Raw genomic sequence first — 17,595 nt, 5'->3', positions numbered from 1 at the left:
ATGAAGCACAAAGGCCTCTGTTTTTTACTCATACTTTGGTTGTTTTCTTGTGCAAGTGCACAAGCACCAAGGCAAGAAAACCCTCCATTCCCTCAAACCGATAGGCTTAGCAGTGAAGAACTTAGCATGGCAAATGAGCTGCTTACTTTTGGCTTGGAACATGAGGCGGTTTACACATTGCTTGGTGACCTTAAGCCTATGAGTAGTTTGGGATACTACTTATCGTACCCTATTGCTAAAAAAGTATCTATGGCAGATGGAGACAAACACGTGGTACAGGTTGCCGTTGACTCCGTTAGCCAGGCGCTAGACGAGCTAAGTCAGTGGCATAACATCGTAAACAAACTCTCGAATGAGCAACTGGAGTTTGTGCTTATCCCCTACAAACACACTTGGAAGGAAAAACGAAACCTTCAGATTCTGGTTTGTAACAGAGCTCGCTTTAGCCAAGCATTGGAAGAAAACGAAAGCTTTTTCGGTCAGTGGGGATTTACCGCCAACTCAGGTCCGACTGTGGTATTAACAACCATTGAGTTTGAAAGTAGAAACGATCGTTACAGGGCTTACGGTTACCTCTTTGGATATCCAGAACATGCTGTCGACTTCTTTGTAGAAGCATCAATTGCCGAAGAAGAAACAGGTGAATTTGTAAAAAGAGACTTCTTTCAAATACCTGTTTCAGCAAGTGAAACCGGCCATTTCACCTATGCTATCCCAAAAGGATACATACCCACTAAAATAGATTCTTCGGTCTACAGAGAAGCAAATGCTATTCAAAAAAGCTATCAAAACCTAAAGAAGCAATACCTTTTACCTAACGGCAATCTTAATGCAATCGGCTTGCTATCAGACTATTTGAGGCAAACCAAAGCCCACCAATAAAACGGTATTTCTACCATTCTTAAAGTGACGCAATTTAATTTATGCATCATTGTTGCATTTATTGTTTAATCTCTCATACTTGCATCATTGTTGCAAACAACTAAACATGCTACACGCAGTCAACCTTACCAAATCTTACAATAACCACTTGGCGCTAGACCAACTCAACCTTAGCGTTGAACCAGGCGAAATCTACTGCCTATTGGGAGCCAACGGAGCAGGCAAGTCCACTACAATAAACCTGTTCCTAAACTTTATTGCTCCTACTAGTGGCAAAGCAGTAATCGATCAGGTTGAAGTAGCTAAAGATCCACAAGCCATAAAGAAACTTATTGCCTACATACCAGAAAATTTGGTGCTCTATAATGAGTTGAGCGGCCTAGAAAACCTCTCCTATTTCACTGGCCTTGCAGGCATGAAATATCACAGCGATCAGTTAGAAGCATTTTTAGATGAGGCTGGCTTGCAAGGTGAAGCATTCCACAAAAGGGTAAAGTCATACTCCAAAGGAATGCGACAAAAAGTTGGCGTGGCCATGGCCATAGCAAAAAAGGCCAAAGTGTTGCTTTTAGACGAACCAACATCTGGTTTAGACCCCAAGGCGAGCAACGAGTTTTCCGAACTGTTAACACGTTTAAGCAATCAAAATGTAGCCACACTTATGGCTACCCACGATTTGTTTAGAGCTAAAGAAACAGGTACCAATATTGGCATTATGAAATCTGGGCAGTTGGTTGAGCAACTTTCTACTGATGAGATCAACCACAGCGACTTGGAAAAACTGTACCTCAAACACATGAATGCCTAAGCCATGATGCTGCAAGTTGCCAAAAAGGAAATTAAAGAAATGACCCGCTCAGGTCAGTTCAAATGGATGTTGGGCACGGTACTAGTGCTAAGCTTAATAGCCGTTTTTATTAGCTACAATCAGTGGCAAGAAAAGAACTTGCAGCGCGAACAAGCGCAAGAAAGTGCGCGGGCATTATGGCTAGCGCAAGGCAGTGTTAACCCACACAATGCAGCACATTATGGCACCTATGCCTTTAAGCCCCAATTCCCCCTATCTCTTATTGACCCGGGCGTGGAAAAATTTACTGGTGTTTCAATCTTTTTAGAAGCACACAGCAGAAATGAAGCGGACATGGTAGCTGCAGCAGACCAGACTGGGCTTTCTAGATTTGGTGACCTTACTCCTGATTTTATCCTGCTATACCTAATACCACTTCTGATCATTGCATTGGGCTTTCAATCTGTCACTAAGGAAAAGGTAAACGGCACTATTCAAATCATTAAAACACAAGGTATTAGCAATACGCAATTGCTAATGGGCAAATGGCTAGGGAATTACCTGCCAATAGCCATTATTTCAACGCTATTATTTGTACTAGCAGCTCTACTCATTGCTGCTGCAGGAAATGCATTCGACTGGAGATTACTCGTAACCATGTGGGTAATCTACATGGTCTATTTCGGAATTATAAATACAATTACTATGGTTGTTTCATCCTTGGCTAGTAAGCCAGGGGTTTCATTGGTTCTATTATTAGCAACTTGGATTGTTAGCTGCCTGGCGGTCCCAAAGATCGCCAGCAGCTATACTAATGAGAAATACCCATACCCAACACGACAGGTGTTTGAAGCAGCCGTAGCCTTCGATAAAAAACAAGGCATAGATGGCCACGATCCTTGGAGCGAAGCTTCTAAAAAGTTGGAACAAGAAACGCTGAAGGCTTACAATGTGAGTAAGTTAGAGGAACTGCCTTTCAATTTTGATGCTATCCGCATGCAAAAAGGCGAAGAGCACGAAGCGGCTGTTTACTTTAAGCACAACGAAAGGCTAAAACAGATTAACCAAGAACAAACGGCCGTATACCGAAAGCTTGCTGTGCTATCCCCTTTCTTACCTACCCGTTTTATGTCCATGGCACTGGCCAGCACCGACTATGCTACGCACTGGACTTTCTCAGATATGGCAGAAAAGCATAGAGTAGCTATGCAAAAAACATTGAACGACAACTTTGCTGAAAACTCAAAGCTAGGCGAATGGGGCTACAAAGCGGACGCCTCTTTATTGCAAGAAGTTCCTGAATTTGAGTTTGAAGCCGCCAATTACAACGAGGTAATGGCATCGAACAAAAGCAACCTTTTTATCCTAACTGCTTGGCTGTTGCTCTCTTTTGGGCTAATGTTTTTCGCTTCAACCCGCATTTAGTATGATCACTCAAAATATTCAACATGAAATACGCCTGTTGAGCCGAAATTACTGGTTCGTTTCGCTAACAGCCGTACTTTTATTACTCTGTCTTTATGCTGGGCACAACGGGCTTCAACATTTTGAAAGTCGACAAGCCGATTTGAATCAAGCGCTGGCCGATCAGGAAGAAAAGATACAAAACGTTACCTCTGTGGCCGTGGCCGTTAATAATGGTGAAGAACCAAGTAATGCCTACAGGCTTTCTCCTATGAACATTGCCATGTCTACCGGAGAGCTAGCCACTATGCCGCCCAGTAGCATGAGCAAGTTGGCCATTGGGCAAAGCGACCTTTTTACACATCAAGTAAAAATCTCTTCCAGGGACGATCAAGCTACTTTGAGCTTTAATGAATTGAACAACCCAGTTCAGCTACTTTTTGGCAACTTCGACATAGCCTTTGTACTGGCCTACTTAGTTCCGCTAATCATCATTGCCTTTACATACAACCTACGCTCTCAGGAGTTGGAATCTGGCCGATTAAAGTTGCTTGCCTCCAACCCCATCAAAACAAATATTTGGTTGCTACAGCGCTTTGTTATCCGCTATTTCTCTATCCTAATCATTCTTAGCATAGCACTTTTATTGACTATACTTTGGGTTGGAATTCCCTTCAATTTCGCTTTACTCACCTTTATGCTGTTAACCTTTGCCTATGTGGCATTCTGGTTTGGGCTTTCTTTTTTGGTGAACATTATTGGCGCATCATCAGGCAAAAATGCGGTGAGCTTACTCTCACTTTGGATCGTACTAGTGCTCATTCTGCCTACAGTTATTAACCAGGCGGCCAACACTATTTACCCAATGCCCTCAAGAGTTGCCTTGCTAAACGAAATAAGGGAGACAAAGAAGTCGCTAAGCGAAAAGCAAGATCAAGTACTTGATGAATACCTAAGAAATCACCCTGAGCTGATACGCGATGAAGGCAAAAACGCTTACGGCTATTGGCAAGGTTATTTTGCCAGTCAAGAACTGATGGAAGAAGAACTTGCTCCACTAATCGAAAAATTCGACAATCAGCTGGCAAAACAACAGTCATGGGTTGACTCTTGGCGCTTTTTAAGCCCTGTAGTGTTATTTCAAGATGCCGCAACACAGCTCGCAGGCACCTCATCTAAAAACCACAAGGATTTTCAAAATGACGTGAAAGATTTTGGGCTTACTTGGCGCGCACACTTTATGCCCTATGTTTTCCAAAACAACATGTTAAAGCTAAGTGACTTAGGGGAACTACCGGCTTTCTCGTACCAACCTAAACCTGGCTATACAGCGGCCTATATCAACCTTGGCGTACTCTTACTCCTAAGTGGTTTATTTGCAATTCGTGGACTTAAGCTCGAAGGGAAAAGGCAACTTTTACAAGTAGGTTAAGTGAGAAAGACGCTCCTAATAATCCTTTTAGCAGCAGGTGCAAGAATGCTATCTGCTCAAGAAACAGATGGAAACTTTCCTCCACCAAAAAACCCGAAAGAAGTTATTGCAACAAGGGCAAAGACCAACATTAAGGTGGACGGTCAGCTAAACGAGCAAGCTTGGCAGCAAGCTATTCCCATTTCAGACTTCTTTAAAATTGAACCTAGACAAGGAGGTGCTTATACCTACAAAACAGAAGTGCGCATTCTCTTTGATGATAAGAACTTGTACATCGGAGCTTTTTGCGCAGATAGTTTAGGCCGAAAGGGTATTCGTGTACAGGACCTTAGGCGCGACTTCAACTGGGGAGAGAATGACATTTTTGGTGTGCAATTAGACCCACAAAATCTAAAGCAGTATGCAGTTTCGTTTCAAACCACGCCCTATGGCAACCAAAGAGACCTGCAAAACTTTAACGACCAAAGCACAGACAACGATTGGAACGCACTTTGGACAGTAAGAACTTCTCGTACCGATGAAGGTTATTATGCAGAATTTGCCATTCCGTTTAAATCCTTAAGATACGATGCATCAGAAAGTGGAGAGGAAACCGCCTGGGGCATAACCTTTACCAGGCTGGCTAGAAGAAACTATGAACAAACAGTCTTTCCGGCCATTCCGCAGTCTTTCAGTCCATACAGAATGACTTATGCCGCCCAGCTTAAAGGCTTAGAATTACCCAATCCAAGTGCCAACGTACGGGTTGAACCCTATGCTCTTTACCAGTATGAGAACGAAAATAATGACGGTGCAAAAAGCTCAGTAGGAGATTTTAAACTAGGCGGGGATGTTAAATGGGCTGTTAACCCAAACACTGTGGTTGATCTTACCTTTAACACAGACTTTGCACAGGCCGATGTAGACCGTGCGGTGAATAACTTGGAAAGGTTCAACATCTTTTTCCCTGAGAGGAGACAATTTTTCCTAGAGAATTCAGGCATTTGGTCTGGCAGCAATCAGTTTGCTATTCGCCCATTCTTTAGCCGTAAAATTGGCTTGGCAGGAGACTTTAATGCGGAGCCAGCACCCATTGATGTTGGTGTTCGTTTTACCCAACGAGACGAAAAACAAACATTGGCTGGGCTTTACATCCACCAAGCAGAAACAGACATTTCGCAAGCCGGAAACTTTGGCGTTTTGCGCTACACCAGAAATTACGGTAACGAGAATAACATAGGCGTTATGTTTACTCACCGCTTAGACGAAAGTTCTGATGACTTGGCCTTGGGCAAGCAGAACAATTCCACTTTTACAGTGGACGGCCTTTTTAGACCTTCTTCTATATGGACAGTTAACTATCTGGCCTCAGTTTCGAGTAATTATGAACAGGACGAGCTGGGCCTTTCGGCAAGAGTATTTGCAGGTAGATCTGCCAACAAATCATACTGGGGTTGGGTAACTGAATATATCGACAGTAAATACGACCCTGCAATGGGTTTTATTAGTCAGAGCAACGTAATTAAGCACAATCCGGGTGGCTATTGGATTGTGCGCCCTAAAAAGCTGAACTGGATCAGGAGATGGGATCCAGGCTTTTTTGTAAACTATTACCACGATGCAGACAACCCTGGAAACTTTCAACAAGCAAGCATCTATTTCTTCCCTATTTACGTGTTCTTTACCGATGGTAGTTTTGTTGAGTACGCTGTTACGCCTACATGGCAAAACATTAACTTCGACTTTGCACCACTAGGCATTGACATTGCCGAGGGGGACTACTTTTATGTGCGGCATAATGTTAATTTCCGAACCGATCAATCTAAAAAATGGTCGCTTAGTGGCAGCTATGATTGGGGTGAGTTTTACAACGGAAAGCAAGAAAAAGTTGAAGCTGGCGCACGCTTGGCACCCTCTCCTTACTTTGCCGTAAACTTTGATTATGAGTTTATCAAACTCAGAAATTTAGGAGAACAGAGTGAAGACTTAGATACGCACTTAACAACCGTAGGAGCCCGATTTGCCCTTAATCCAAGAATTCAGCTTTCTTCTTTTTATCAGCACAATACTTTTGATGACCAAGGCCGTTGGAATGTGCGCTTTAGCTGGGAATACCAACCGCTTTCTTTTGTATACCTAGTATTCAACAGTAATAACATAGACACTACCGACAGAGTGTATAAACAAGATCAGACCATTGCGAAGGTTACCTTCCTCAAGCAGTTTTAATCAACACCCATCGCAATGCTCGCCATCCAGCTCAAACTCTAGGGTAGCATGGTTAATCCCTAGCTTCTTAAGTAATGATTTAGCCTGCTTTTTTATTTCGGCCTGCTCCTCCAAAACATAGGCCTTGTTAAGCACCAAATGAGCTGAAAGCACATTGTATTCCCCATCCATGCTCCAAATATGGCAATCGTGCACCTCAATTATCTGGTCAATAGTTTTTAGCTGATCATGCACAGTTTCTACCTGCACAGATTTTGGTGTCCGCTGCAACAGTATACCCATGGCCTCCCGCAGGTTCCTCACCACATTATAAATAATAAATATGCCGATAAGGAGTGAAAGCAGAGGGTCTATCCATTGCCAATTGAAGTACATAATGAGCAAGCTACCAATAAGCACGGCCACCCAGCCTAATACATCCTCTAGCAGGTGCAGGCTGATAACTCGCTCGTTAATGGAGCTCCCTTTTTTAAGTCGAAGCACAGCAGCACCATTTACTATTACACCAAAAATTGCGAGAATCAGCATTCCTTTACTATCAACCTCTCCTGGGTTGGTTAAAGCAGGTACTGCTTCGCTAATAATAAAGACTGAGCCAACCAGCAATACCACGGCATTGATTACCGCTCCGAGTAGCGAAAAGCGCTTATAGCCATAGCTGAATTTGCTATCGCGCCCTTTTTCGGAAAGCTTTTGAAAGTACCACGAAAGGCCAATACTCAGACTATCTCCCAAATCGTGCAGGGCATCGGAAAGTATGGCCAAACTGCCCGTCATCAGTCCACCAATAATTTCGATAATGGTGAAAGATAGATTGAGGAAAAACGCCACCTTCAGGTTTTTGGTACCATGGTGGTGGTGATGCCCGTGATGATGGTGGTGATCGTGCCCCATGCCCAAAGCTAGAAAGAAAACGCACGCAACAGGGTTTCAATCATCAATGCAAAATAGCACTCACCAATTTCCGCACCTCCTTCTCATAATGTCTTTCATGCATTTCGTGACATGTGACCTTAAAAAATTGGCCTGACATGATTGAATGGATAACTTCCTTCAACCTTAACCACAACCACATGCGTAAATATGGGCTCCTTATTTTTCTAATAGGCATTTGTACCAACGCTTGGGCACAAGACTTTCTCGGCCTAAACCAAACCGACATAGAAAGTAAATTAATAGCAAAATCAATTGATTATGAAGCTGGTGTGAAAAATGGCATCCCGTTCATTTCCTACATAAAAAATGACGATTTAGCCTTCGCTTACCAGTTCGATAGCAACACAAAAAAAGCCATTGTATGCATGGTGTTTATAGAAAGTGCCAAACACCTAAAAGAGGTTGAAGCCTACTATAACAAGCACTACACAGCCTCCACAGAATTTACCGATAGCTGGAGCCACCGATTTAATGGCGCATACTCCACTGCCAAATTAAGCCGCAACCAAGGCGGTCCGGGAAAAGCATTTATTCATTGGAGTGTAATCAACATAAAATAACATTCCAACAGCTTAATATTCTTTACTATTTTAGCAACGACTTAATCAAATGCTTTATAGTGCTGACTACTTCTATTGTATTTTATAACACAAAAAATAACTATTCGATAGATTTACTTTCTTTATTAGGAGGTATTACTGGCTTCTTCAAGTATTTTTTCTCTGACTGCCCACCTAATACCGGATCCCTACCGATCCAATACAATAAGTTTAGTTACACTCACGATCCCTTACGCCTTCCTGCAATCAAGCTCATATTCGTTTCTAGATCAGATATACAATTCCACAGAAGCGCTTCTAAAAGAATTACAGGCTTTATAAATATAAATCATCGCGTTGCATTTTTACTTCTTTACTACTTAAGCCCAGAATACGCAGACAGTCATTATTTAAACCACTTCTAAACCACAGAATTTATTTATCAAACCGATTATTATTAAATATTTCAGATGGTTTTTCTCCATTGTAAATATCTAAACTTGTTGATTCGAATATTTAAAGAGTTTAAGTCCGTTCCTTTTAAAAAGGCCTATTATATAAATTGCCTTTTTGCTTTTTACTTAAAATGCGGAGTTAAGTGTTTTATGAATTCAGTTGCTGTCAAACAACGTTTTCAAATTAATCAAAAAAATGAAAGGCACTATTGGTGATATCCTATGAATAACACACAACCATATAACACCTAACGGCTTTCCCCAATGGACATATCATTATCAAATGTAGAGCTTGCTATCATTAGAACATTGGCTTATTATCAACTATTTAAGCACCCTCTACTTGAAAGTGAAATTTCAAGAAATCTAGGTGTATCTATTGATGAGAAAGCCAGTATTCGAGAGCAATTAAAACTATTGAAACAACGAGGTGCAATTTTAGAAATCAATGAACACTACCTATTGGAGGGTGATGTGACTAATGTTTTGAGAAGAAAAGAGGGTGAGACACGAGCAAAAAAAATGTTTAATGTAGCCAAACGTTATTCTTCACTTATATACCTATTCCCTTTTGTAAGAGGAGTCTTCATTTCAGGGTCTCTATCAAAAGGTTCGATTTCTGAAGATGCAGATATTGACTACTTTATTGTTACCAAAACCAATCGGCTTTGGATTACCCGAACTATGTTAGTGGCTTTTAAGCGTATCTTTTTATTAGGCTCCAAAAGACACTTTTGTGTGAATTATTTTGTGGATGAAGACAACTTAATCATACCTGATCAAAATGTTTTTACCGCAACAGAAATTAGCACGCTAATACCTATGCATGGGAACTCGGTCTGCCACAATTTTCTGAATGCCAACGCTTGGATAAAGGATGTTTTTCCAAATATGGAAACCAAACAATTCACACTAAAAAAAGACAACTTATTGAAAAGGTTCTCCAAGAACATAGTAGAGAGCTTCTTTTTATCAGTTATATCAGAACCTTTAGATAAGTTCTTCATGAAAAAAACCTATCAAAGATGGACTTCTCTATATTCATCATCCCTTTCGAAAGATGATTTTGAAGTAGCGTTTAGAACACACCGAGGAACCTCAAAGAACCATGATAAAAACTATCAGAAAAGAGTATTAGAAACAATTGATGCTAACTTTAATCAAGCACTAATCAAAATAGGGCAAAATAGTAATGCTTAAAATACTTGTTACAAATACTTATTTCTATCCACTTGACACAAAACAGTGGCACTTCAAAAAACCTTATCCTCCATTGGGCACATTACAAATTTGTGCACAACTCATAGAAAAAGGATTCGATGTCTCTTTTTTCGATAATTGCCTAAACGACAACCCCAAAGCTATAGACAAGGAAATCAAAAGGTTTTCGCCTGATTACCTACTCATTTATGACGATGGATTCAATTACCTCACTAAAATGTGTCTTACTGTAATGCGTGAAGCAGCCCTCGCAATGGCTTCAATTGCAAAGGAAAACAACGCTGGTGTTATCATTAACAGCTCGGACTCTAGTGACCGATTAGAAAAATATTTAGAAAACAACATTGATTTTGTAGTTACTGGAGAGGGAGATGCAACTTGTCTTGAGCTTATAGATAATTTAAGTACAAATTCTCCAGTTGAGAACATCGTTGGCCTTGCCTTTAAAAATAACAAAGGAGAACTTGTCAAAACCAACAACAGGCCAGTTCTTCAGGTTTTAGATGATCTTCCTATTGCAGCTTGGCATTTGGTTGATTTGAAAAAGTACAAGTCTATTTGGAAAGCCAATCATGGATATTTCAGCCTGAACATTGCTACAACTCGAGGTTGCCCTTATAAATGTAATTGGTGTGCTAAACCTATTTATGGTAATAGGTATAATTCCCGCTCCCCGGAACATGTAATTCAAGAAGTCAAGATGTTGGTTCAAGACTATGGGGTTCAACATTTCTGGATGTGTGATGATATATTTGGCTTAAAGCCCAATTGGGTTCAGCAGTTCGATAAACTCATTAAAGAAGAAGGGATCAGTTTCAAATATATGATCCAATCAAGGGTTGACTTACTTCTTAAAGAGGACAATATAGATGCACTAGTTTCATCAGGACTTGAAACAGTTTGGCTAGGTGCTGAATCTGGATCTCAGCATATTCTAGATGCTATGGACAAGGGCATTACAGTTGAACAGATTTATGAGGCAGTTCCAAAACTTCAGAATAAGGGAGTTAACGTGGCGCTCTTCCTCCAATTCGGATATTTAGGAGAAACATTCGAAGATATTAAAAAGACAATAGACATGGTGTTAGAAATAATGCCGAATGAAATCGGTATTTCGGTTTCATACCCTCTGCCTGGTACAAAGTTCTATGATAAGGTAAAAGGTGACCTTCAGGCAAAAGCTAACTGGATTGATTCAGATGACTTAGACCTTATGTTTCATAATACCTACCCCCCTGAGTTTTATAAGACTCTGCACAGATACGTGCACAATAGACATAAGCTTAAAAGAGGGGCTTTAGCGGCAAGACAACTGATTTTTCGGCCGCTTGACAAGAAACTATTGAGACAGACTTTAACAGTAGGCTATCATTTGCCGATGAGGGTTGTCAATGGAAGAAAGATTAACAAAATTGTCAGGAGGTTAGGATGATAAGCGAATTCGATAAGGCAGCAGTATCTTATGATGTTGATTTTACCGAAACTAAAATTGGTTTATTACAACGGAAATCTGTTTATAAAAATGTCGAGGCACTTCTCAGAAAGCCCACTAAAAAACTCAATATTCTAGAAGTAAACTGCGGTACGGGACAAGATGCAACATTCATGGCTAAACAGGGGCACAGGGTTTTTGCTACAGATATTTCATCGCAAATGATATCAGAAGCCACCAGAAAGGTTGCTAACCAGAAACTCGATAACCTCATTTCTCTTCAACAAGCTGATATGCTAGAACTGGAAGGCATATGTAGCACGTCTTCGTTTGACTTGATCTTTTCGAACTTCGGTGGCTTAAACTGCCTAAGCCCTTCTCAGATAACTGAAATGGGAAGCGTTTTTTCTCAGTTATTAAAACCTCAGGGAAAACTATGTTTGGTGGTTATGCCCGGCTTTTGCCTTTGGGAGTGCTCTTATTTCCTCCTAAAACTTAAGCTAAAAGAAGCATTCCGAAGAACTCGCAAATCTGTCTTTGCAAATGTATCTGGGGAATTAGTGGAGACTTGGTATTATTCGCCAAATAAATTCACATCCCTAATTGGTAACCACTTCATAAAAAGAAAGATTCTTCCCATTGGATTCTTTATTCCCCCATCTTACTTAGAAAGCTTCTTTAGAAATAAGCCTAAAACTCTGCACGCTCTGCACAAGCTTGAGCGAATTTTCTCTCAGTTCTCTTGGCTTAGTGCTTGGTCCGATCATTATTATATTGAACTCAATAAAAAATGAGCGTACTGTTAACGCATGGTTATTTTCTTGCTGAAGATGCAAAGGAGCAAGAGATTATGAGACCCTACCCTCCCTTAGGCCTCCTTTATATCTCTGCCTTTTTGTTGCAAAATGGAATCGAAAACAAAGTGCTAGACAGTACGTTTTCCTCTTTTGATAATTTCAAAGATTACATTCACGATCATCAACCTAAGGTAATTGCCATCTATACCAATTTAATGACCAAAATCAGAGTATTGGAGATGGCTAAATATGCTAAGGAAATTCTTCCCGAAACCTCTATAATCTTCGGTGGCCCTGATGTTACTTACAATACAGAAAACTATCTAAAACATGGCGCAGACTATTTAGTAATAGGAGAAGGAGAAAACTCCATGCTAGAACTAACACAGCACCTGTTAGGTGAGAAAAAGGAAGCTCCAAAACACATTGACGGAATCGCATTTATGGACGACAATGGTAGTGTGGTCAAAACTAATGCTCGCACAAAAGTGAGAGACATAGATGAGCTTCCAATACCTAATAGGTCCGCAATTGATATCCCTAAATACCTAGAGGTATGGAAAGAGCATCATGGACAAAATGCCATTAACATAAGTACGCAAAGAGGATGTCCATATACTTGTAAATGGTGTTCTACAGCGGTTTATGGTCAGAGTTATAGGAGGCGTTCTCCAAAGCTTGTTGTAGAGGAGCTAAAGCAACTAATTGAAGAGTATAAACCAGATACTTTTTGGTTTGTAGATGATGTGTTTACCGTTAGCCACAAATGGCTCAAAGAATTCTGCGAAACTCTTACTCAAGAAAATGTCAGCATCCAATTTGAATGTATTAGCAGAGCGGATAGAATGAACTCAGAAGTAATCTATTTGCTTAAAGAAGCAGGCTGCTTTAGAGTTTGGATTGGAGCAGAAAGTGGTTCTCAAAAAATTGTAGATGCAATGGATAGGCGCGTTTCCGTTCAACATGTTAGAAACATGATAGTTGAAACGCAAAAACATGGTATTCAAGCCGGAACCTTTATAATGTTAGGTTATCCAGGTGAAACCATGGAAGACATTAAAGAAACTATTCACCATCTTAAAGTTTCTAATCCTGATCACTTTACCATCACAGTGGCGTACCCAATAAAGGGGACTAGCCTATACGATGATATTAATCACCACATAATAACAGATAATGATTGGGCAACAAGCACTGATAGGGATATAGATTTTAAAAGAACCTATAGTCGCAGGTTCTATGATTTTGCGGTCAAGTATATAATCAATGAAGTTCAGATTAATAAAAGTAAAGGAAAGAAGGGTGGGGTATTCAATAAGGCGAAGCTTCGTTTAAAATCAAAGATGGCTAGTATAGGTATGTTATTGTCAAAAATAGGGCTGCTTAGTTCTTAATACAAAGTTTGCTCATGAAAAGGAAGTTAAAAAAAGCTCCTCAAAACATATTGTTAGGCCTGTTTGGGTCAGTTTTAGCACTTGTTTTATTAGAGCTTGGTCTAAGGTTACTCATTCCACATAATAAATACTACGCGCTATATCCAAACCTAAATATTCAAACAGAATTCATTGCCAATCAGTACTACTCTGGCCTTCCTTTAGAGTTTCAATATACTAGTAATGATGAAGGTTATAGGTCCAAACATAAACTAGAGGAAGGAAGATATGGAATACTTGCATTAGGAGGTAGTACTACAGAGTGTACGTATATTGGTGAAAAGGCCAATTGGACCTTTCTTTTAGAGGAAAAGTTGAATGCTCAGCTCAACACTGAGGTAACCATAGCCAATGTCGGAAGTGCCGGCATGAGTTCAAAGCATCATGTTGTTCAACTTGAAAGGCTAGAGCCCCAGCTCGGCCATGTCAATGCCGTTATTATTTTGGTAGGAATTAATGACTTTATCAAGTCTCTCTACTCCCCAGAACATTTCTCTTTAGATAAGAGAACTTTGTTGGCTAAGGCATTTGCTAAATATCCGAGATCTGAAAATGAGAAATGGTATCAAAGAACAGAACTTTGGATGCACTATAGAGACTTTAGAGTTGTTCGTGCAAAAAAAAGGCATGGTGCTATAAAGTCGTTCGTGACAACCATTTCTAAAAGAAGAAATGCGCTTAAAAACGCTAGAGTTTCTTCGGTTGGATTATCTTTAAATAATGCATTAGCAGAGTATTCCTCAAATATTCAAAGTATAGTGGACTATTGTAGAGATAGAAATATAATGCCAATATTGATTACGCAACCAACTCTATGGCATCATGGGATGTCTGAGAGGGAGTTCGAGCTGACTGCTTTAGGAGCATATATAGAAGGGGATAGTACATACTCAGCCTCGGCATATGAACAAGGGATGAATGGTTTTAATAATGTATTGAGAGAATTTGCAAATGACTCTGTTAGGGTTATTGATTTAGCGAATATTTTACCTAAGGATACTATCCACCTATATGATCATTGTCACTTTACGATGGAAGGGAGCTATGCCGTTTCAGAAATACTTTTATCAGATCTTTTATCCACATTACCAATAAAGTAGGTCAGACGGAAATGAAAGCTTCTGTAACTATTGATGATTTAATTAAAAAGGAAACCAATTCCATTAAAGGGATTGAGGAAAATCTAATCACTTTAAACGGTCGCGATTTTAGCATTTTTGAAAATGACTATATATCTCTAAGAAGAAAAGAAGGCCGAATCCTTACTAATTCAAAAGTGAGTAAACTTCCTTCTGTGCCTAAAGATGACCCACATTACTCCGAATGGAAGTTGAGAGAGAAAAGCACAAACAGGTTTTTGAGCTATCTAAAAAAGAGGAATAGCGAAGGACCTATTTTAGACCTTGGTTGTGGTAATGGTTGGTTTACTAATAAATTAAGTGAACATAAAACGGGCATTGTAATTGGAATGGATATAAACCTTTCTGAATTGAAACAAGCCTCAGCAACTTTCACAAAGAATAGTCTAACGTTTTGTTACGGGGATATTCTTGACCAACCCTATAAAAAAAACACTTTTGACATAATTACACTTAATGCTTCAGTCCAATATTTTGATGATTTTCAACAGTTGACGAATTATTTAATCAGTCTTTTAAGGGATAATGGTGAACTCCATATATTGGATAGCCCCTTTTATAATAGCAAAAATGTAGTAGCAGCAAAGAATAGAACTTTTAGATACTATTCTAGTATCGGCTTTGAATCTTTTGCTGAGAATTATCAACATAGAAAATGGAGTGAGTTAAAAGCATTTAATTACAAGTTATTGTATAGCCCAAAAGTTTGGAATCGTATAGTCCCAGATTCTCCCTTTCCTTGGATAGTAATTTATAGATAAATGATTAAGGAAAAGAAGCTTGTTGTAATTATGCCAGCATATAATGCTGAAAGCACTTTAGAAAAGGTATATAAAGAGCTTAATTTCAACATAGTTGATGATGTCATATTAACGGATGACTTTAGTAGTGACCAAACACTTAAACTGGCTTCAGAACTTGGTATTAAGCACCTTAGAAGGCATGATCAAAACTTGGGGTACGGTGCCAATCAGAAAACATGCTATCACCTAGCTAAAGAAATTGGTGCCGACATTATTATCATGGTGCATCCCGACTACCAGTATACGCCCAAGTTAGTTGAAGCTATGGCTTCAATTATTGCTAATAATATATATCCTGTTGTTTTAGGTTCAAGAATATTGGGAAAAGGAGCTATTAAAGGAGGAATGCCTATATATAAATACCTTGCCAATCGCATTTTGACCTTAATTCAGAATATTCTGATGAACCAAAAGCTATCAGAGTATCATACGGGCTTGCGGGCTTTTTCAATAGAAACTTTAAATGATATATGTTATGAGAACAACTCAGATGATTTCATTTTTGACAACGAGATGTTAGCCCAAATTCTTTACAAAGGCCACCAAATAGGTGAGGTTACCTGTCCAACAAGTTATTTCCCTGAGGCCTCTTCTATTAACTTGAGCAGAAGTATTAAGTATGGCTTTGGAGTATTACGTGTTTCTTTCCAGTACTTTCTGGGTAAATTAGGAGTTTATGTTCCAAAAATCTTTCGAGCACCTACTGCTTAAACCAAAACATTTATTTCCAGTATTGTTATTATTTGGAATTGGGCTTGCATACATAGCAAACTTCAACGGTCTTTACGGACAAGACTCTCATGAGTACTTTCGCTATAGTGCAGTTTTGTCAGATTACTTTAAGCATGAAGGACTCAATGAAAATTTTTATTGGACCGTTTTATACCCTCTATTTGGCTCTCTTTTAAATCTAATTTTTGGACAAGGCCCATTCAACCTACAACTGATTTCTATTGCATCCTATGCAGGGGCTTCGGTTTTTATGCTACAAACCTTAAAAGATAGGAATACAGAAAAAAGTATTGTCTATTATCTGCTTTTGACCTTCATATTAAGCCCAAATATATTAAAGTCTGGCTTGCAGGTTATGTCTGAGCCCTTGGCTCTACTCTTTATTGTAAGTTCATTCTACTTTTATCAACGGTTTTTAAAAGACCCGAATGAAAAGGACTTCATTCTTATCTCAGTCACGGTGTCTTTGGCATTTTTCACTAGGTATGCAGTAATACTTGTTTTACTCCCTTTAGCTATTCACTCACTTCACATCATTTTTAGACAAAAAAATTATAGAGCAATCTTCTTGGGGCTGGTGATCCTTACCATAGTTTCACTACCGGAATATTTTCTGTCACCACAAATAACAGAGAGTATTACTTCTAATTATTTCTTAGGAGAATGGTCGGTAAACAACCTCTTTTCAAAAGAATTTAGAACGATCGATGGAGAGCATACATTTCGATATCCAAATATTGTTTTTTTATCTTCAGTCATTTGGCATCCTGTTTTTTTCTTTCCTTTTTTTCCTTCCTGTTTCTTTTATAAAAAAGAAGACTTCCGCCTTTTTGAAAGAATATTATTGTTAGGTGTACTGTCCTACTGCATACTCATAGGGGGGCTGCCCTTTCAAAATTTAAGAATGCTTCTGCCTATTTACCCTGTCTTAGTAATCTGTAATTACCCAGCAACTCTTAGGCTGTTTAATTTTATTGAATCCAAGGTACAGAAGAGAATTCGGAACCTTATTCCGAAAGGTCTAGTATTACTTCAGCTGTCATTCTTTGCCTATCTTTTTATAATTTTCATCAATAGAAATTACCTAGAGAAGAGAATAGCAACACATATTAAAACCGCTGGATACAGCCGAGTTTTTTCTCACGACATCGATGTAGGCGTAAACAGCTACCTTACAAAAGATCAAAAGGTTAAAAACTTAATTACAGATCTGCATAACTTTCAAAACGATGATATTCTAATTCTTAATTTGGAGCAATATGAGAGGATATGGCATAACTCTAACGTAGAGTCTAACCTCTTGGAAGCTTTAGAAATGCACGACACCTTAAGGCTAGTTAGTCTAGAGTCAAATTGGGTTGTTTTTAAACTAAATAAGAGGCGTTAATTAATTTT

The 17,595-nt window shown here is 39.3% G+C and carries 15 protein-coding genes; 14 read left to right on the top strand and 1 reads right to left on the bottom strand.

The window, feature by feature from the left end; translation table 11 throughout:
- The 5 genes from BMW98_RS06595 to BMW98_RS06575 all read left to right on the top strand — a co-directional run bounded on the left by BMW98_RS06595 (position 1) and on the right by BMW98_RS06575 (position 6,713).
- Positions 1-882, top strand: coding sequence for a hypothetical protein (locus tag BMW98_RS06595; RefSeq protein ID WP_090257720.1), 882 nt, complete (start codon positions 1-3; stop codon positions 880-882).
- 106 nt (positions 883-988) lie between these two features.
- On the top strand, positions 989-1,690 hold the full coding sequence (locus BMW98_RS06590) for an ABC transporter ATP-binding protein (protein WP_090257719.1): 702 nt from the start codon (positions 989-991) through the stop codon (positions 1,688-1,690).
- A 3-nt stretch (positions 1,691-1,693) separates the two neighbouring features.
- On the top strand, positions 1,694-3,094 hold the full coding sequence (locus BMW98_RS06585; protein WP_090257718.1) for an ABC transporter permease: 1,401 nt from the start codon (positions 1,694-1,696) through the stop codon (positions 3,092-3,094).
- A 1-nt stretch (position 3,095) separates the two neighbouring features.
- Positions 3,096-4,505, top strand: a complete 1,410-nt coding sequence (locus BMW98_RS06580) for a DUF3526 domain-containing protein (RefSeq protein ID WP_090257717.1) — start codon at positions 3,096-3,098, stop codon at positions 4,503-4,505.
- Positions 4,506-6,713, top strand: a complete 2,208-nt coding sequence (locus BMW98_RS06575; protein ID WP_090257716.1) for a DUF5916 domain-containing protein — start codon at positions 4,506-4,508, stop codon at positions 6,711-6,713.
- Here BMW98_RS06575 and BMW98_RS06570 read toward each other — a convergent pair whose 3' ends face one another.
- The gene (locus BMW98_RS06570) at positions 6,714-7,607 is read right to left on the bottom strand and encodes a cation diffusion facilitator family transporter (protein ID WP_090257715.1); all 894 of its coding nucleotides are present in this window, start codon (positions 7,605-7,607) and stop codon (positions 6,714-6,716) included.
- A gap of 137 nt (positions 7,608-7,744) precedes the next feature.
- Between BMW98_RS06570 and BMW98_RS06565 the strand changes: the two genes are divergently transcribed.
- From BMW98_RS06565 to BMW98_RS06525, 9 genes are all read left to right on the top strand, one after another.
- Positions 7,745-8,209, top strand: a complete 465-nt coding sequence (locus BMW98_RS06565) for a hypothetical protein (protein WP_090257714.1) — start codon at positions 7,745-7,747, stop codon at positions 8,207-8,209.
- A gap of 698 nt (positions 8,210-8,907) precedes the next feature.
- The gene (locus BMW98_RS06560) at positions 8,908-9,843 is read left to right on the top strand and encodes a hypothetical protein (protein ID WP_090257713.1); all 936 of its coding nucleotides are present in this window, start codon (positions 8,908-8,910) and stop codon (positions 9,841-9,843) included.
- Complete coding sequence (locus BMW98_RS06555) at positions 9,836-11,296, top strand: B12-binding domain-containing radical SAM protein (RefSeq protein ID WP_090257712.1); 1,461 nt, start codon at positions 9,836-9,838, stop codon at positions 11,294-11,296. Before BMW98_RS06560 ends, BMW98_RS06555 begins: the two co-directional genes overlap by 8 nt.
- Complete coding sequence (locus tag BMW98_RS06550) at positions 11,293-12,090, top strand: class I SAM-dependent methyltransferase (RefSeq protein WP_090257711.1); 798 nt, start codon at positions 11,293-11,295, stop codon at positions 12,088-12,090. Before BMW98_RS06555 ends, BMW98_RS06550 begins: the two co-directional genes overlap by 4 nt.
- Positions 12,087-13,487 carry a B12-binding domain-containing radical SAM protein gene (locus BMW98_RS06545; protein WP_090257710.1) on the top strand — a complete coding sequence of 467 codons (1,401 nt, stop codon included), beginning with the start codon at positions 12,087-12,089 and terminating at the stop codon, positions 13,485-13,487. Before BMW98_RS06550 ends, BMW98_RS06545 begins: the two co-directional genes overlap by 4 nt.
- Before the next feature lie 14 nt (positions 13,488-13,501).
- Complete coding sequence (locus tag BMW98_RS06540) at positions 13,502-14,626, top strand: SGNH/GDSL hydrolase family protein (RefSeq protein WP_090257709.1); 1,125 nt, start codon at positions 13,502-13,504, stop codon at positions 14,624-14,626.
- Between the two features lie 11 nt (positions 14,627-14,637).
- Positions 14,638-15,426, top strand: a complete 789-nt coding sequence (locus BMW98_RS06535) for a class I SAM-dependent methyltransferase (RefSeq protein ID WP_090257708.1) — start codon at positions 14,638-14,640, stop codon at positions 15,424-15,426.
- Positions 15,427-16,179 (top strand): glycosyltransferase family 2 protein, encoded by a 753-nt coding sequence (locus BMW98_RS06530; RefSeq protein WP_090257707.1) that lies wholly within the window; start codon positions 15,427-15,429, stop codon positions 16,177-16,179.
- A complete protein-coding gene (locus BMW98_RS06525; RefSeq protein ID WP_090257706.1) occupies positions 16,145-17,587 on the top strand; it encodes an ArnT family glycosyltransferase in 1,443 nt (480 codons plus the stop codon). Before BMW98_RS06530 ends, BMW98_RS06525 begins: the two co-directional genes overlap by 35 nt.
- The last annotated feature ends 8 nt before the right edge of the window (positions 17,588-17,595 follow it).

Source organism: Roseivirga pacifica (assembly GCF_900111145.1).
Lineage (GTDB): Bacteria > Bacteroidota > Bacteroidia > Cytophagales > Cyclobacteriaceae > Roseivirga > Roseivirga pacifica.
Note: the sequence above shows the minus strand (reverse complement) of the source record. Positions and strands in the feature narration are given on the sequence as shown.

What these genes read in the sequence shown, in the direction of transcription:
- BMW98_RS06595 (WP_090257720.1), top strand. Translation starts at nt 1, where the DNA reads ATGAAGCACAAAGGCCTCTGTTTTTTACTCATACTTTGGTTGTTTTCT.
- BMW98_RS06590 (WP_090257719.1), top strand. Translation starts at nt 989, where the DNA reads ATGCTACACGCAGTCAACCTTACCAAATCTTACAATAACCACTTGGCG.
- BMW98_RS06585 (WP_090257718.1), top strand. Translation starts at nt 1,694, where the DNA reads ATGATGCTGCAAGTTGCCAAAAAGGAAATTAAAGAAATGACCCGCTCA.
- BMW98_RS06580 (WP_090257717.1), top strand. Translation starts at nt 3,096, where the DNA reads ATGATCACTCAAAATATTCAACATGAAATACGCCTGTTGAGCCGAAAT.
- BMW98_RS06570 (WP_090257715.1), bottom strand. Translation starts at nt 7,607, where the DNA reads ATGGGGCACGATCACCACCATCATCACGGGCATCACCACCACCATGGT.
- BMW98_RS06565 (WP_090257714.1), top strand. Translation starts at nt 7,745, where the DNA reads ATGATTGAATGGATAACTTCCTTCAACCTTAACCACAACCACATGCGT.
- BMW98_RS06560 (WP_090257713.1), top strand. Translation starts at nt 8,908, where the DNA reads ATGGACATATCATTATCAAATGTAGAGCTTGCTATCATTAGAACATTG.
- BMW98_RS06555 (WP_090257712.1), top strand. Translation starts at nt 9,836, where the DNA reads ATGCTTAAAATACTTGTTACAAATACTTATTTCTATCCACTTGACACA.
- BMW98_RS06550 (WP_090257711.1), top strand. Translation starts at nt 11,293, where the DNA reads ATGATAAGCGAATTCGATAAGGCAGCAGTATCTTATGATGTTGATTTT.
- BMW98_RS06545 (WP_090257710.1), top strand. Translation starts at nt 12,087, where the DNA reads ATGAGCGTACTGTTAACGCATGGTTATTTTCTTGCTGAAGATGCAAAG.
- BMW98_RS06540 (WP_090257709.1), top strand. Translation starts at nt 13,502, where the DNA reads ATGAAAAGGAAGTTAAAAAAAGCTCCTCAAAACATATTGTTAGGCCTG.
- BMW98_RS06535 (WP_090257708.1), top strand. Translation starts at nt 14,638, where the DNA reads ATGAAAGCTTCTGTAACTATTGATGATTTAATTAAAAAGGAAACCAAT.
- BMW98_RS06530 (WP_090257707.1), top strand. Translation starts at nt 15,427, where the DNA reads ATGATTAAGGAAAAGAAGCTTGTTGTAATTATGCCAGCATATAATGCT.
- BMW98_RS06525 (WP_090257706.1), top strand. Translation starts at nt 16,145, where the DNA reads ATGTTCCAAAAATCTTTCGAGCACCTACTGCTTAAACCAAAACATTTA.